Source organism: Anaeromyxobacter sp., assembly GCA_016718565.1.
GTDB lineage: Bacteria > Myxococcota > Myxococcia > Myxococcales > Anaeromyxobacteraceae > JADKCZ01.
Genome location: JADKCZ010000003.1, coordinates 35,996 through 50,714 on the forward strand (window position 1 = coordinate 35,996; position 14,719 = coordinate 50,714).

The 14,719-nt window shown below is 74.9% G+C and carries 14 protein-coding genes and 1 other RNA gene; all 15 read left to right on the forward strand.

Annotation, left to right across the window (positions count from 1 at the left end):
* Positions 1–62: 62 nt before the first annotated feature.
* The 15 genes from IPO09_10350 to ssrA all read left to right on the forward strand — a co-directional run bounded on the left by IPO09_10350 (position 63) and on the right by ssrA (position 14,545).
* Positions 63–1,727, forward strand: a complete 1,665-nt coding sequence (locus IPO09_10350) for a B12-binding domain-containing radical SAM protein (protein ID MBK9517736.1) — start codon at positions 63–65, stop codon at positions 1,725–1,727.
* Between the two features lie 49 nt (positions 1,728–1,776).
* On the forward strand, positions 1,777–2,970 hold the full coding sequence (locus IPO09_10355; GenBank protein ID MBK9517737.1) for a CarD family transcriptional regulator: 1,194 nt from the start codon (positions 1,777–1,779) through the stop codon (positions 2,968–2,970).
* Positions 2,967–3,512: a hypothetical protein gene (locus IPO09_10360; protein MBK9517738.1), complete on the forward strand. Its 546-nt coding sequence runs from the start codon at positions 2,967–2,969 to the stop codon at positions 3,510–3,512. Before IPO09_10355 ends, IPO09_10360 begins: the two co-directional genes overlap by 4 nt.
* Positions 3,513–3,522: 10 nt before the next feature.
* Complete coding sequence (locus tag IPO09_10365) at positions 3,523–4,581, forward strand: hypothetical protein (GenBank protein ID MBK9517739.1); 1,059 nt, start codon at positions 3,523–3,525, stop codon at positions 4,579–4,581.
* A complete protein-coding gene (locus IPO09_10370; GenBank protein ID MBK9517740.1) occupies positions 4,578–6,191 on the forward strand; it encodes a hypothetical protein in 1,614 nt (537 codons plus the stop codon). The genes IPO09_10365 and IPO09_10370 overlap by 4 nt, the downstream gene beginning before the upstream one ends.
* 9 nt (positions 6,192–6,200) lie before the next feature.
* Positions 6,201–7,469, forward strand: a complete 1,269-nt coding sequence (locus tag IPO09_10375; GenBank protein ID MBK9517741.1) for a dicarboxylate/amino acid:cation symporter — start codon at positions 6,201–6,203, stop codon at positions 7,467–7,469.
* A 32-nt stretch (positions 7,470–7,501) separates the two neighbouring features.
* On the forward strand, positions 7,502–8,005 hold the full coding sequence (gene hoxE, locus IPO09_10380) for a bidirectional hydrogenase complex protein HoxE (protein MBK9517742.1): 504 nt from the start codon (positions 7,502–7,504) through the stop codon (positions 8,003–8,005).
* Complete coding sequence (locus IPO09_10385) at positions 8,002–9,702, forward strand: SLBB domain-containing protein (GenBank protein ID MBK9517743.1); 1,701 nt, start codon at positions 8,002–8,004, stop codon at positions 9,700–9,702. Before hoxE ends, IPO09_10385 begins: the two co-directional genes overlap by 4 nt.
* Positions 9,699–10,415: a bidirectional hydrogenase complex protein HoxU gene (gene hoxU / locus IPO09_10390; protein MBK9517744.1), complete on the forward strand. Its 717-nt coding sequence runs from the start codon at positions 9,699–9,701 to the stop codon at positions 10,413–10,415. Before IPO09_10385 ends, hoxU begins: the two co-directional genes overlap by 4 nt.
* A 112-nt stretch (positions 10,416–10,527) precedes the next feature.
* Positions 10,528–11,013, forward strand: coding sequence for an oxidoreductase (locus IPO09_10395; protein MBK9517745.1), 486 nt, complete (start codon positions 10,528–10,530; stop codon positions 11,011–11,013).
* A 3-nt stretch (positions 11,014–11,016) separates the two neighbouring features.
* Positions 11,017–12,438 (forward strand): Ni/Fe hydrogenase subunit alpha, encoded by a 1,422-nt coding sequence (locus IPO09_10400; protein MBK9517746.1) that lies wholly within the window; start codon positions 11,017–11,019, stop codon positions 12,436–12,438.
* 3 nt (positions 12,439–12,441) lie between these two features.
* A complete protein-coding gene (locus tag IPO09_10405; protein MBK9517747.1) occupies positions 12,442–12,888 on the forward strand; it encodes a hydrogenase maturation protease in 447 nt (148 codons plus the stop codon).
* Between the two features lie 67 nt (positions 12,889–12,955).
* Entirely contained in the window at positions 12,956–13,369 is a 414-nt protein-coding gene (locus IPO09_10410; protein MBK9517748.1) for a transcriptional repressor, read from the forward strand.
* A 117-nt stretch (positions 13,370–13,486) separates the two neighbouring features.
* Positions 13,487–13,963, forward strand: coding sequence for a DNA starvation/stationary phase protection protein Dps (gene dps / locus IPO09_10415; GenBank protein MBK9517749.1), 477 nt, complete (start codon positions 13,487–13,489; stop codon positions 13,961–13,963).
* A 233-nt stretch (positions 13,964–14,196) separates the two neighbouring features.
* Positions 14,197–14,545: a transfer-messenger RNA gene (gene ssrA / locus IPO09_10420) on the forward strand.
* The last annotated feature ends 174 nt before the right edge of the window (positions 14,546–14,719 follow it).

Here is a 14,719-nt window from a genome sequence, read left to right on the forward strand (position 1 = left end):
CAGCCCCAAGTCGGCGTCGGCGCGGTGACCCCCCGGTGACGCACCGCCGACAGGTCCAGGGCATGCGCGCCCTCCTGGTCCAGCCGCGATCACCCGTCACCTACTGGAGCTACGAGCACAGCCTGCCCTTCGTGGGGAAGGCCACCACGCTCCCGCCGCTGGGGCTGGTTACCCTGGCCGCCCACCTGCCGGAGCGCTGGGACTTGCGCCTGCGCGACCTCAACGTGGCCCCGCTCACCGAGGCCGACCTGGCCTGGTCGGAGGTGGTGCTGCTCTCCGGCATGCTGGTCCAGGCCGACTCGATGCAGGAGGTGCTGCGCCGCGCCCGCGCCGCGGGGCGGCGCACCGTGGTGGGCGGCCCGGCCGCGGCCGGCTCGCCGGGGCTCTTCGACCTGGCCGACCACCTCTTCCTGGGCGAGGCGGAGGGGCGGCTCGACCTCCTGGTGCGGACCCTGGAGGCGCCGGGGACCTCGCCGCCGCGCCTGCTCTCGCCGGCGGGCGACGACCGGCCGGACCTGGCCCTGGCGCGCGTGCCCCGCTTCGATCTCCTGGAGGTCACGCGCTACGCCAACCAGGCGCTGCAGTACTCGCGCGGCTGCCCCTTCCACTGCGAGTTCTGCGACATCGTCGAGCTCTACGGCAGCGTCCCGCGCGTCAAGACCACCGCCCAGGTGGTGGCCGAGCTCGACGCGGTGTACGCCCGCGGCGCCCGCGGCGCGCTCTTCTTCGTGGACGACAACTTCGTGGGGAACCGGCGCGAGGTGGCCCGCCTGCTGCCGGTGCTGCGGGCCTGGCAGGCGCAGCACGGCTTCCCGTTCGAGTTCCTCACCGAGGCCAGCGTGGACCTGGCGACCCACCCGGAGCTGGTGGCCGGGATGGTGGCGGCCGGCTTCTCCGCCGTGTTCCTGGGCATCGAGACCCCCTCGCGCGAGGCCCTCGGCCAGGCCGGCAAGACCCAGAACCTGCGCATGCCGCAGGAGCGGGCCGTCGAGGACCTCACCGTGGCCGGGCTGGAGGTCTTCGCCGGCTTCATCGTGGGCTTCGACAGCGACCAGCCGGACATCTTCGAGCGGCAGCTCGAGTTCATCTCCAGCCTGCCCATCCCGCGCGCCATGGTGGGGGTGCTGACCGCCCTCCCCGGCACCAGGCTGTGGCGCCGGCTGGAGCAGGAGGGCCGCCTCCGCCCGGACACGGCCGCCTCGGGGGACGCCTTCGCCCGCCCCAACTTCCAGCCGGCCATGGACGAGCGGACCCTGCTCCTCGGCTACCGCCGCCTGCTGGCGGCGCTCTTCGACGCCGACGGCTACTACGCCCGCGCGGCCCGCCACCTGGCGCTGACGGCCTTCCGGCCCGGCGCCGCCGCCTACGGCTCGGCCGTGGACGGGGCCACGGCGCTGGCGCGGGCGGTCTGGCGCATCGGCCTGCGCGGGCCGCGCCGGGCCCACTTCTGGCGGCTGCTGGCGGCCGCGCGGCGGCGGGGCCTGGCCGCCGTGCCGCGGGCCATCACGCTGGCCATCGTCGGCGAGAGCCTCATCCGCTACACGCAGGAGGTGGTGCTGCCGCGCCTCGACGCGGCGCTGGCCGCCCTGCCGCCGGCCGCCCTGCCGCCGGTCACCCGCCCGCCAGCGCAGGCCGCCGGGATCCCGGCAGGGGCGCATCCGCTAGTGACCCTCCCCGCGGTCCTCCGGCGGGCGCCGGGCGCGGCCCTGGGGGCAGGGTCGGCGTGAGCCCCGGCGCCCTTCTCCCTTGACGGATCCCCGTGGTACACGCATCGGCGTGAGAGGCTCCCCCCCGCGGCACCCCGACGACCCGAAGGCAGAGTTCTCCGCGCTCGAAGGCATCATCCAGGATGCCTCCGAGCTGAAGCCTGGCGACCGCCTCGTCTACCCGAGCCAGGGCGTCTGCGCCGTGATCGGCGTGGAGGTGAAGGAGATCGCCGGCCAGCGGCTGGAGCTGGTGCGGATGCGGCGCGAGGAGGACGGCGCCGCCGTCATGATCCCCAAGGGCAAGGTCCCCCTGGTGGGCCTGCGGCGGGTGGCCTCCGGCGAGCTGATGGAGGGCGTCTTCCACTACCTGGCGGCGGATCACGACGACCCGGAGCTGGACTGGAAGGTGCGCCACCGCGACAACGCCGATCGGCTGGTGGGTGGCGGCGTGCTGGGCGTGGCCGAGGTGGTGAAGGGGCTGCACGCACTCTCCCTCCTGCGCCCCCTGCCCGCCAAGGAGCGCGAGCAGTACGACAACTCCCGGCACCTGCTGGTGAGCGAGGTGGCGGTGTCGCTCCACGTGCCGCCCGGCGTGGCCGAGGACTTCATCGACTTCGTCCTCATCAAGCCGGCGGGCGTGGTCTTCAAGCTGAAGCCGCCGCCCAAGCCCATCCTCATGCCCAACCGGCCCAAGCGGAAGCGGTTCGTGGTGGACGACGAGGGCGACGGGCTGGAGGGGCTCGGGCTCGACGACCTGGGCATCGACGGGCTGGGCGCCGTGGGCGGGGAGACGCCAGCCGCCGAGGGCGAGAGCGCCGAGGGCGGCGAGGAGTCCGAGGGGGCCGAGGGCGAGGGTGAGGGTGGCGAGACCGCTGCCGCGCCCGTGCCGGCGCCCGCGCCTGCGACTGCGCCGAAGAAGGCCGCCAGGCCGGAGCCCGTCCCCGCGACGTCCAGGGTCGCCAAGGTCCCGCCGGCTGCCAGGCCTGCGCCGGCCATGAAGCCCGCGCCGGCCGCGAAGCCCGGCCCGGTCGGAAAGCCTGCGCCGGCCCCCAAGCCTGCTCCGGCCGCCAAGGCCGCGCCGGAGAAGGCGGCCAAGGCGACCAAGCCCGTGAAGGCCGCCGCGAGCCCGCCGCCCGCGCCGAAGAAGGCGCCGGCCAAGGTCGCCCCCGCCAAGAAGCCGAAGGCCCCGGCCAAGAAGGCCGCGCCGGCGCCGAAGAAGCCGGCCCCCAAGACGCCCGCCAAGGGCGGAGGGAAGAAGAAGTGATCCGGCTCGTCACCCTCGACAAGGTCGATCCGACCGACATCGCCGCCTTGAAGCAGACCCTCTGGGCCACCTTCGGCCTGGGCACCGACTACGCCGGCGACCGCGCCATGCCCGCCGGCCTGGCGGCCAAGGACGGCCGGGTGGACGCGCTGGCGCTGCTCGAGGCGGTGGAGCCCATCCGCCTGGTGGCCGACGACAAGGTGCTCTACCTCCTGAACGCGCCCCTCTCGCTGCCCGCCAGCCCGCTCGGCGAGCCGCCCTGCTGGGGCTTCGCCGAGTACGGGCGCCAGCGCTCGGTCATCACCCTCTCGAAGCTGCCGACCCGCGGCGTCACCGAGGCCTCCATCGAGATCTGGAGGAAGCGCCTGGCGCGCGAGGCCATCCACGTCATCGGGCACCTCTGGGACCTGCACCACTGCTACGACGCCCGCTGCGCCATGCACCCGTCCTGGTCGCAAGGCATCGCGGCCGCGCCCGAGTCCGACCTCTGCACCTTCTGCCGCGAGAAGAGCGAGCGGAAGGTGAAGCTCGCCAAGTCCTGACCGTCGGCTGATGCCGGGCCGCCTGCTCGCCGGGGCGCTGGCCCACCTGCGGGACCTCCTGGCGGCCCAGGCGGCGGGCTGGGTGGCGACCGCCCGGCGGCGGCTGCGGCAGGCCTGGGCCAACCGGCCGTCCGGCGCGCGGGGCCTCGCCATCACCCTCTCCGCCGGCCTGGTGGGGGCCAGCCTGGCCGCGCTGGTGGCCCAGGCCAGCCTGCCGGAGCGCCTGCCCGACGGCCTCGCCTGGCGAGGCGCGGCAGCGCTCCTGGCCCGCGACGCCCGCCCCGGCGACGCGGTGGTGGTGGCGCCCGCCTGGCTGGAGCGCGCCCGCGAGGTGGCGCCAGCCGGCCTCGTGGTGCTCACCCCGACGCGCCTCGTGGGCGAGGACCTGCCCGGCGTCCGCCGCGTCTGGCTCCTCTCGGCGTCCGGCGCGCCGCGGGCCGGCTGGGAGGTCGAGGTGGAGCTGGGACGCCGCGCCGTCCGCTCCGACGCCCAGGCGCTGGGGGCGCTCGAGGTGATCCGCTTCGACCTGGCGGAGCCGGTCCTCCCGCTGGCGTCGCTGGTGGAGCGGGCGGTGGAGCTGGGGGCGACCGCGACCCCGACCCCGACCGCGACCCCGACCCCGACCCCGACCCCGACCGCGACCCCGACCCCGACCCCGACCGCGACCCCGACCCCGACCCCGACCCCGACCCCGACCGCGACCGCGACCCCGACCCCACCCCCCCGCCTCGTCACCCTCGACGTCGGAGGCGTACCGCACCGCTGCCTGGTGCTGGAGACCGTGGCGGGCCAGGCCGTGGTGCTGGCCCTGCCCGCCACGCCGCTCGGAAGGACGCTGACGGGGCGGGTGGTGCTGCTGCCCGGCCCCGGCGACGCGCCGGTGCGGGTGTCGCTGCAGGCCGCGGGCGAGGAGGTGGGGGCGCTGGAGCTCGACGCGGCGCACCCGGGCCAGGCCTTCCGGCTCGACACCTCGCGGCTGGCCGGCCGGTCCCACGACCTCTCGGTGGTGCTCACCGCGGCCGGGTCCCCGGCCCGCCCGGCCTGCCTGGAGGCGCTGGCGCTCCCATGACCTGGCGCAGCCGCATCGCCGCAGGGTGGCTCCTCGTCGCGCTGGGCGCGGGAGCGTGGCTGGCCGGGGCGCCGGGCGTGCCGACCGGCGAGGCGCGCACCCTGGCCGACGGCCGGCAGGTGGCCGGGCTGCTGGTGCGGGCGCCACGAGCCCCCGCGGAGGCAGCGCGCGGCCTCGAGGCGCTCTCCGCAGGGGCGCGCCGGCCGCTCCTGGCCGAGGCGCTGCACGGCTTCGCCGCCGAGGGTGGGGAGCAGCTGGGGCTCGGGCCGCTGCGCGGCGCGCGGCTGGGCGCCGTGGTGGTGACCGCCCTGCTGGCGGCCCTCCTGTCCCTGGCCGCCTTCGACCTGGCCGGCCTCACCGGCGCGCTGCTGGCGCCCGCCTTGCTGCTGCTCTGGCCGCGCCAGGTCTCGGCCTCCCTGCTCGCAACGCCCGACCAGGCGGGCGCGCTCCTCTGGCTGGCCGCGCTGGCCTCCGCCGCGCGCAGCCTCGACGCCCCCACCCGGCTGGCCCGCACCCGCGCCGGCACCTGGACCGGGGTCCTCACCGGCGCCGCCGCCGCGGTCCGCCCCGACCTCTGGACGCTCCTGCCGCTGCTGGCCACCCACTGGCTGCTCGGCCGGCTCCACCTGTGGCGCCTGGCGCGCCGCGCCCCCGCCCCGCTGGAGCTGCCGGCCGACGAGCCGGTGGAGAGCTGGGCGGCCCGCCTCCGCCGCGTGCCCACCGCGCTGGGCGCGGCGGCCCTGCTCGGCCCGGCGCTGGCGGCCCTGGCCTACCCGTGGCTCTGGGGCGCCCCGCTGCCGCGGGCCCTGGCCGCCCTGCCCCTGGCCCACGGCGCCGGAACGCCGCTGCCGGTGAACCCGCTCCTGCTGGCCGCCGCCGCCGTCCCGGCTCCCCTGCTGCTGCTGGCGCTCCTCGGGCTGGCCCACGCCGCCGTCCGGTTGCTCCGCGCCATGGCCTCCGGCGACGGGCGCGTGGCGCGGACGGAGGCCCTGTGGCTGCTCGGGGCCGGGGTGCCGCTCACCCTGGCGGGCGCCGGGCTGGCGCCCCGGGGACCTGGGCTCACGCCGCTGGTCCACGCGCTGCCGGTGCTGGCGCTCCTCGGCGCGCGGGTGGTGGAGGCGCTGGCCCGCCTGGCCTGGCCCTCCAGGCAGGCCGCGCTGGCCGCCGCCCTGGGGCTGGCCGCGCTCTACCCCGGCCTGCGGGCCGCGGCGCTCGCCTTCCCGCACGGCGCCTCGGCCTGGGGCGAGCTGGTGGGTGGCGCGCCCGGCGCGGCCGGGCTCGGCTGGCCGCGCCAGGACGGGGGCGAGGCGGTGCGCGCCCTGCTGCCGGCCCTGGTGGCCCACGCCCCACCCGGCACCCGGGTGGCCTGGCTCGGGGTGGCGCCGGAGGCCGTGGCCCGGTACCGGCGCGCCGGGCTGCTGCCCGCCAGCCTGCTCGACGCCCCCTCGGCCGACCAGGCCGACCTGGTGGTGGCCGCCCTCGGGGGCGCTCCCCGAGACGCGCTGCAGGAGGCCTGGCAGGCGCTCGGCTCGGCTCGCGCCGAGGCCGGCGTGTACCTCGACGAGGTGCCCCTGGCGCAGGCCTTCGCGCGCGCCGGCGGCTGGCGCTAGGAGGAGCGGATGGTGAACCATCGGACCATGCTGGCGGCGGTGGTGCTCGGCGCCACCCTGGGCCTGCTCGCCAACCTGCTGGGCGGCCAAGCGCCCTGGATCGGCTGGGTGGTGACCACCCTGGCCCAGCCGGTCGGCCAGCTCTTCCTCCGGCTGCTCTTCATGCTGGTGGTGCCGCTGCTCTTCTCGGCGCTGGTGCTCGGCCTGTGCGAGCTCGACCTCGGCCAGCTCGGCCGCATGGGCGCCCGCATGCTCGGCTACACGGTGGTGGTCTCGACGGTGGCGGTGCTCATCGGCATGACGCTGGTGAACCTGGTGGGCCCGGGGCGCGGGCTGCCCGACGAGGTCCGGACCCTGGCGCGCGCCGGCGCCGGCGCCATCGCCGCCGCCCCCGCCCCGGCCGCGGTCGGGCCGGCCCTGGTGGTGATGCTGGTGCCCGACAACCCCATCAAGGCGGCCGCCAGCGGCGACATGCTGGGCGTCATCGTCTTCTCGCTGCTCTTCGGGGTGGCGCTGGCGCTCACCCGCACCGAGGCGGCGCGCCGGCTGCAGGGCGGCATCCAGGGGCTCTACGACGTCTCCATGACCCTGGTGCACGGCGTGCTCAAGCTGGCCCCCCTGGGCGTGGGCGCGCTGCTCTTCACGCTGACGGCGCGGCTCGGCGGCGAGGCGCTGCGCCCGGTGGCGCTCTACGTGCTGGTGGTGGTGGGCGGGCTGCTCCTCCACCTCTTCGGCGTCTACTCGCTGTCGGTCTGGTTCCTCGGCGGCATGAGCCCGCGCGCCTTCTTCAGGGGCTCCCGCCTGGCCCTGGTGACCGCCTTCTCCACCGCCTCCTCGTCGGCCACCCTGCCCACCGCGCTCGACGTGGCCGACCGCGAGCTGAAGCTGCCGCCCAGGGTGGCCCGCTTCGTCCTCACCGCCGGCTCGGCCATGAACCAGAACGGCACCGCGCTCTTCGAGGGGGTCACGGTGCTGTTCCTGGCGCAGGTCTTCGCCGTGCCGCTCTCGCTGCCGCAGCAGGCCCTGGTGATGCTCATCTGCGTGCTGGCCGGCATCGGCACCGCCGGCATCCCGGGCGGGTCCATCCCGGCCCTGGCCATGGTGCTCGGCGTCTTCGGCATCCCGGTGGAGGGGATCGGCCTGATCCTGGGGGTGGATCGCCTCCTCGACATGTGCCGGACCACCGTGAACGTGGCCGGCGACCTGGCCGCGGCCGTCTACGTGGCGCGCCACACCGACCCACCCGGACGAGTTGCCGCACCCCCCGCCGCATCCTGACCGGTCCGGTCGGGGATGCGTACAATGGGCGGATGAGCGACCCGGGGGGGAGCGCTGGCCATCCCAGCGGCGACAAGCGCTTCAAGATGCTCGACGCCGCGCTGCGGCGGCAGCAGTACCAGTCTGACGCGCTGCTCGAGATCCTGCACGCGGCCCAGGAGCTGTTCGGGTTCCTGTCCGACGACGTGCTCACCTACGTCGGGCGCGGGCTCAAGCTCCCGCTCAGCCGGGTCTACGGCGTGGCCACCTTCTACAACCTCTTCACCCTCGAGCCGAAGGGCGCCCACACCTGCACGGTGTGCCTGGGCACCGCCTGCTACGTGAAGGGAGCCGGCGACATCCTGCAGGGGCTCACCGAGGCCCACGGCGTCAAGGCGGGCGGCACCACCGCCGACGGCCAGGTCTCGGTGGTGGTGGCCCGCTGCGTCGGCGCCTGCGGCGCGGCCCCGGCGGTGGTGTTCGACCACCAGCTCACCGGGCAGCAGACCAGGGCCGCGGTGCTGGAGCGGGTCAAGGCCTGGCGGAGCGCACCATGAACGCCGAGGAGCTGCAGGAGATCGTGGAGCGCGAGCTGGCGCGGCAGGAGACGCGGCGCCACCGGGTGGCGGTCTGCACCGCGGCCGGCTGCCTCTCGCTCGGCTCGGACCGCGTCAAGGCGGCGCTGGTCCGCGGCGTGGAGGAGGCGCAGCTGGCCGACGAGGTGGAGGTCTTCGGCACCGGCTGCCTGGGCCTGTGCGAGGCCGGCGCCCTGGTGCAGGTGGACTCGCGCCAGGCCGACGGCCACGTCTGCCGCTGCCTCTACGAGAAGGTCACCGAGGCCCGCGCCGTCGAGCTGGTGCGCCAGCACCTCGCGGGCGGCGCGCCGCTCCCGTCCGGGCAGCTCCCGCTCGACGACCCGTTCTTCGCCCGGCAGCACCGGGTGGTGCTGCAGGGCTCGGGGGTGCGGGACCCGGAGCGGCTGGAGAGCTGCCTGGCCGCCGGCGCCTACCAGTCGCTGCAGAAGGCCCTCACCGAGCTGACGCCCACCGACGTCATCGCCGAGATCACCGCCAGCGGGCTGCGCGGGCGCGGCGGCGGCGGGTACCCCACCGGCCTCAAGTGGTCCACCGTCCACAAGGCCTCCGGCCCGAAGAAGGTGGTCATCTGCAACGCCGACGAGGGCGACCCCGGCGCCTTCATGGACCGCTCGGTGCTGGAGGGCGACCCGCACCGCGTGCTGGAGGGCATGGCCATCGCGGGCTACGCGGTGGGCGCCGAGCAGGGGTTCGTCTACGTGCGCGGCGAGTACCCGCTGGCCATCGACCGGCTCAAGGTGGCCCTCAAGCAGGCCGAGCGGCTGCAGCTCCTCGGCAACCGCATCTTCGAGACCGGCTTCAACTTCCGCATCGACCTGCGCATCGGAGCCGGCGCCTTCGTGTGCGGCGAGGAGACGGCGCTCATCGCCTCGGTGGAGGGGCGGCGCGGCACCCCGCGCCCGCGCCCGCCCTACCCGGCGGTCAGCGGCCTGTGGGGGCTGCCCACCCTCATCAACAACGTGGAGACCTTCGCCAACGTGGCGGAGGTGATCCGCGGCGGCGGGGCGGCCTTCGCCGCGGTGGGCACCGAGCGCTCCAAGGGCACCAAGGTCTTCGCCCTGGCCGGCAAGATCGCGCGGACCGGGCTGGTCGAGGTCCCCATGGGGACCACCCTCCGCGAGATCGTCTTCGACATCGGCGGCGGCATCCCGGACGGCAAGGCCTTCAAGGCGGCCCAGACCGGCGGCCCCTCCGGCGGCTGCATCCCGGCGCAGCACCTCGACCTGCCGGTGGACTACGAGTCGCTGGTGCAGGTCGGGTCCTTCATGGGCTCGGGCGGCCTCATCGTCATGGACGAGACCTCCTGCATGGTGGACGTGGCGGCCTTCTTCATGGAGTTCTGCCGCGACGAGTCCTGCGGCAAGTGCGTCCCCTGCCGCGCCGGCACGGTGCAGATGCACTCCCTGCTGCAGAAGCTGACCCACTTCGAGGGGAGCGAGGCCGACGTCGCCCAGCTCGAGGAGCTGGCCGAGCTGCTCAAGGCCACCAGCCTGTGCGGCCTGGGCCAGGGCGCGCCCAACCCGGTGCTCTCCACGCTGCGCTACTTCCGCGACGAGTACCTGGCCCACGTGCGCGAGAAGCGCTGCCCGGCCGGCGTGTGCAAGGGGAGCGCCCCCGCGGCGTCCGCCGGCGCGCCGGCGGCGGAGGTGTCGCCGTGACCGTCAAGACCCTCACGCTGGACGGCAAGCCGGTCTCGGCCCGCGAGGACGAGACCATCCTGGACCTGTGCCGCGAGCACAAGGTGCCGCTGCCCACCCTGTGCCACCTGGAGGGGCTGGGCGCGGTGGGCGCCTGCCGGCTCTGCCTGGTGGAGGTGAAGGGCTCGCCCCGCCTCCACCCAGCGTGCACCCTGCGCGCCGAGGAGGGCATGGAGATCACCACCGGCTCCGACCGGCTCAAGCGCTACCGCAGGCAGATCGTGGAGCTGCTCTTCGCCGAGCGGAACCACGTGTGCGCCATCTGCGTGGTCAACGGCCGCTGCGAGCTGCAGGACGTGGCCTACGCGGTGGGGCTGGACCACGTGCGCTACCAGTACCGCCACCCGCCCACCGAGCTGGACGCCAGCCACCCCCGCTTCATGCTCGACCAGGGGCGCTGCGTGCTGTGCACCCGCTGCGTGCGGGTCTGCGACGAGCTGGAGGGGGCCCACACCTGGGACGTGGCCGGGCGCGGCGCCGCCTCCCGCGTCATCACCGACCTGAACCAGCCCTGGGGCAAGAGCGAGTCCTGCACCTCCTGCGGCAAGTGCGTGCAGGTCTGCCCCACCGGCGCCCTCTTCGAGAAGATCCAGCCGGCCGGCGGCACCGTGAAGCGCCGCGACTTCCTCACCTACCTGAAGACCGCCCGGGAGAAGAAGCAATGGATCCGCTGAGCCCGCCGCCCCGCCGCCCCGAGGTGCCCGGCGCCGCGGCCCGGCCCGGGGAGGCCGCCCCGTGAAGCCCCGCGTCGCCACCGTCTGGCTGGGCGGCTGCTCCGGCTGTCACATGTCGCTCATGGACCTCGACGAGCGCCTGCTCGACCTGGCCCCCCGCATGGACCTGGTCTTCTCGCCCATCTGCGACGTCAAGGTCTTCCCCGAGGACGTGGCCCTCACCCTGGTGGAGGGGGCGGTCTGCAACCAGGAGCACGTGGAGATGGCCCACCGGCTGCGGGCCCGCTCCCGCCTGGTGCTGGCCTTCGGCGACTGCGCCGTCACCGGCAACGTCACCGCCATCCGCAACGCCCTGGGCACCGCCCTGCCGGTGCTGGACCGCGCCTACCGCGACGCCTCCGACCTGCAGCCCCAGCTGCCCTACGAGCCCGGCATCGTGCCGCCGCTGCTCGACCGGGTGCTGCCGCTGCACCAGGTCATCCAGGTGGACGGGTTCCTGCCCGGCTGCCCGCCGCACGCCGACCTCATCTACGCGGTCCTCGACGACGTCCTCTCCGGCCGCGCCCCGGATCTCTCCGGGAAGCTCCGGTACGGGTAGCCCATGAGCCAGCGCATCGTCATCGACCCGGTCTCCCGCATCGAGGGGCACGCCAAGATCACCATCCACCTCGACGGCAACGGCGAGGTGACCGACGCCCGCTTCCACGTCACCGAGTTCCGCGGCTTCGAGAAGTTCTGCGAGGGGCGCTCCTTCCGCGAGATGCCGGTCATCACCGCCCGCATCTGCGGCATCTGCCCGGTGTCGCACCTGGTGGCCTCGGCCAAGGCCACCGACGCCCTGCTGGCGGTGGACATCCCGGAGACCGCCAAGCTGCTGCGCCAGGTGGTCAACCTGGCCCAGCTGGTCCAGTCGCACGCCCTCTCCTTCTTCCACCTCTCCAGCCCGGACTGGGTGCTGGGCTACGACTCCGACCCGGCCAGGCGCAACGTCTTCGGGCTGGCCGAGGCGCGGCCGGAGCTGGCCCGCGAGGGCATCCGGCTGCGCAAGTGGGGGCAGGAGGTCATCGAGACGGTGGCCGGCCGGCGCATCCACCCCTCCTGGTTCGTGCCCGGCGGGGTGGCCTCGCCGCTCACCGCGGCCGGGCGCGAGAAGATCCTGGCCGGCCTGCCCGAGGCGCTCGACGTGGCCCGGCGCACGCTGGAGGGCTTCGCCCGCACGCTGGAGGCGCACCACGAGGAGGCCCGGGTCTTCGGCAACTTCCCCTCGCTCTTCATGGCGCTGGTGGGGCCCGACGGCGAGCTCAGCCACACCGACGGCAAGCTGCGCTTCGTGGACGAGCTGGGCGACGTGGTGGCCGACCAGATCGACCCCAAGGACTACCAGACCTGGATCGGCGAGGCGGTCGAGCCCTGGAGCTACCTCAAGTTCCCCTACTACAAGCCGCACGGCTACCCCGAGGGGCTCTACCGGGTGGGGCCGCTGGCGCGCCTCAACTGCTGCAGCCGCGCCGGCACGCCGCTGGCCGACGAGGCGCTGGCCGGCTTCCGCCAGCTGGGGCGCGGCGCGGTGCTCTCCTCGTTCCACTACCACTACGCCCGGCTCATCGAGATCCTCTACGGCATCGAGCGCATCGAGCAGCTGCTGGCCGACCCCGAGATCCTCTCGGAGGACGTCTGCGCCGTGGCCATGCGCAGCCGCCGCCGCGGCGTGGGGGCCTCGGAGGCGCCGCGCGGCACCCTCTTCCACGACTACCAGGTGGGGGCGGGGGGCGTGGTGACGAGGGTGAACCTGCTCATCGCCACCGGGCAGAACAACCTGGCCATGAACCGCACCGTGGCCCAGATCGCCCGCCACTTCGTCTCGGGCCGCACGCTCGAGGAGGGGCTGCTCAACCGGGTGGAGGCCGGCATCCGGGCCTTCGACCCCTGCCTGTCCTGCTCGACCCACGCGGCTGGTAAGATGCCGCTGGCGGTGGAGCTCCTCGGCCCGTCCGGCGAGCTCCTCGACACCGTCTCGAGGTGACGCGTGATCCTGCTGCTGGCGCTCGGCAACGGCTCCCGGGGTGACGACGGGGTGGGCGTGGCGCTCGGCCGGGCGCTGGCCGCCAAGCTGCCGCCCGGCTCGGTGCACGTGGAGGAGGCCATGCAGCTCCTGCCCGAGCACGCCGAGGCGGCGGCGCGATCCGAGGCGGTGGTCTTCCTGGACGCCACCGTGACCGGCGCGCCCGGCGAGGTGCACGCCCACCACGTGACCACCCGGGCGCCCCGCGAGGCGCTGCTGCACGCCCTGACCCCCGAGGAGATCCTGGGGCTGGCGCGGGTGGCCTACGGGAAGGCGCCGCAGGGGCTCCTGGTCACCGTGGCCGGCAAGGACTTCTCCTTCGTGGAGCGGCTCTCCGACGAGGTCCTGGCGGCGGTGCCGGCCGCGGTGGACAAGGCGCAGGCCTGGCTGGCGCCCTACCTGGCGCGCTGAGCCACGACCCTGGCCGGGGCGTGAGCGTCCGGTTGACAACCGGGATCATTGGACTTAGTCCAAGGTGATGGCCACCCCGCTGACGGAGCAGCTCCGCGCCCACGGCATCCAGCCCTCCGCCCAGCGGCTGGCGGTGGCCGAGTACGTGCTCCGCACCCTCGATCACCCCAGCGCCGACGAGGTGCTGGCCCGGGTGCGCGGGCGGGTGCCCATGATCTCGCGGGCCACCGTCTACAACACCTTGAACCTCCTCGTGGAGAAGGGGCTGCTGCGCCAGTTCGTGCTGGCCGAGGGGCGCCTGGTCTTCGATCCGCACGTGGCGCCCCACCACCACTTCGTGGACGACGAGAGCGGCGCCATCCACGACGTGCCCTGGGACGCGCTGGAGGTGCGGCGCGTCGAGAAGCTGCAGGGGCTCGACGTGCGCGAGTACCAGGTGGTGCTGCGCGGCCGCCGCGGCGCGGCCCGCCAGGCCCGCTGACCGGCGCCTCCCCATCCGGGACCCTCGCTTCGGCTGGCGTCGCGGTTAGACGATGTCTAAATCTATCCTATGTCCAAGTCCAACGTGACCCCGATGCCGTCGCCCAAGGAGACCGTCATGTACCGCTCGCCCAGCCGCCTGCCCGAGGCCGCGCGCGCCCAGATCGCCGAGGCGCTGGGCGGCACCCTCGCCGACGGGCTCGACCTCCACTCGCAGATCAAGGTGGCCCACTGGAACGTGAAGGGGCCCCACTTCGCCGCCTTCCACCCGCTCTTCGAGGGGTTCGCCACCGCCCTGGCCGGCTTCAACGACCAGGTGGCCGAGCGGGCCGTCACCCTGGGCGCCCGGGTGGGCGGCACCAGCCGCCACGTGGCCCGGGGCTCGCGCCTCACCGAGCCGCCGGCCGAGGTGGTGCGCGACCTGGAGCTGGCCGGGCAGCTGGCCGACCGGATCGACCAGTACCTCGACGGCGCCCGGGCTGCGCGCGGCGTGGCCGAGCAGGCCGGCGACCAGGACACCCAGGACCTGCTGACCGGCGTGGTTGAGGAGTTCGAGAAGAACGGCTGGTTCCTCCGGGCGTCGCTGGAGCGGTGACGCACCGGGCCTCGCGCCCCCGCGGCGCCCCCCGGCGCCCCGGCGGTGCGCGGCCCGAGCAGGCCCGGATGAGGCTTCTCGGGCCGGCCACGCGCCGGCCCGCAGGTGCGCCCGGCCCCGGATTCACGGCGGATTTCGGTCTCGGTGCCGCCGCCGGGGTCGGGCGGCTGTCTGCCCGGCTTGCCAACGTCCGTGGAGCCCGTATGTTGAGCCCGTCACACGCAGCTCGTCATGGGGGCGAACTGGCTTCGACGGAGGATGGCAGGCACCAGGTGCGCGCCGTGGTTGGTCAGCAGGCCACGTAAAAAGCAGACCACGCAGACACGCGAACGAGCCCATGGCTCTCGCGGCCTAAAGTGCCGCGACGTTCCCCCGCAATCGTCGGGTAGCGGGATCGGACGACAGCACCGACTGGACCTGGGTGGGAGCCGAGCCGCCTTACCTGGGTCGAGATCAAAGGGCGAGAACGTGATCGGTTGCAGGCCCGGAGGTTGCCGGTCACGTACACACTCCGGGATACGCGCGTAGAACCTGTCGCTGAATATCTTTCGGACCCGGGTTCGATTCCCGGCGCCTCCACTCGGTAGATTGAAGCCCCCGGGAGCGATCCCGGGGGCTTCGTCGTCCTGGCGAACCGGTCCACTTCGGACGTCCGAAGTGCCCCTCGGCCCGCCCGTCATCCCGCGGTGCGGGCCGCCGATCGGATACCATGGCCCGCTGGAGGCGGACCCGGACCCTCGGGGGGATCATGACCGG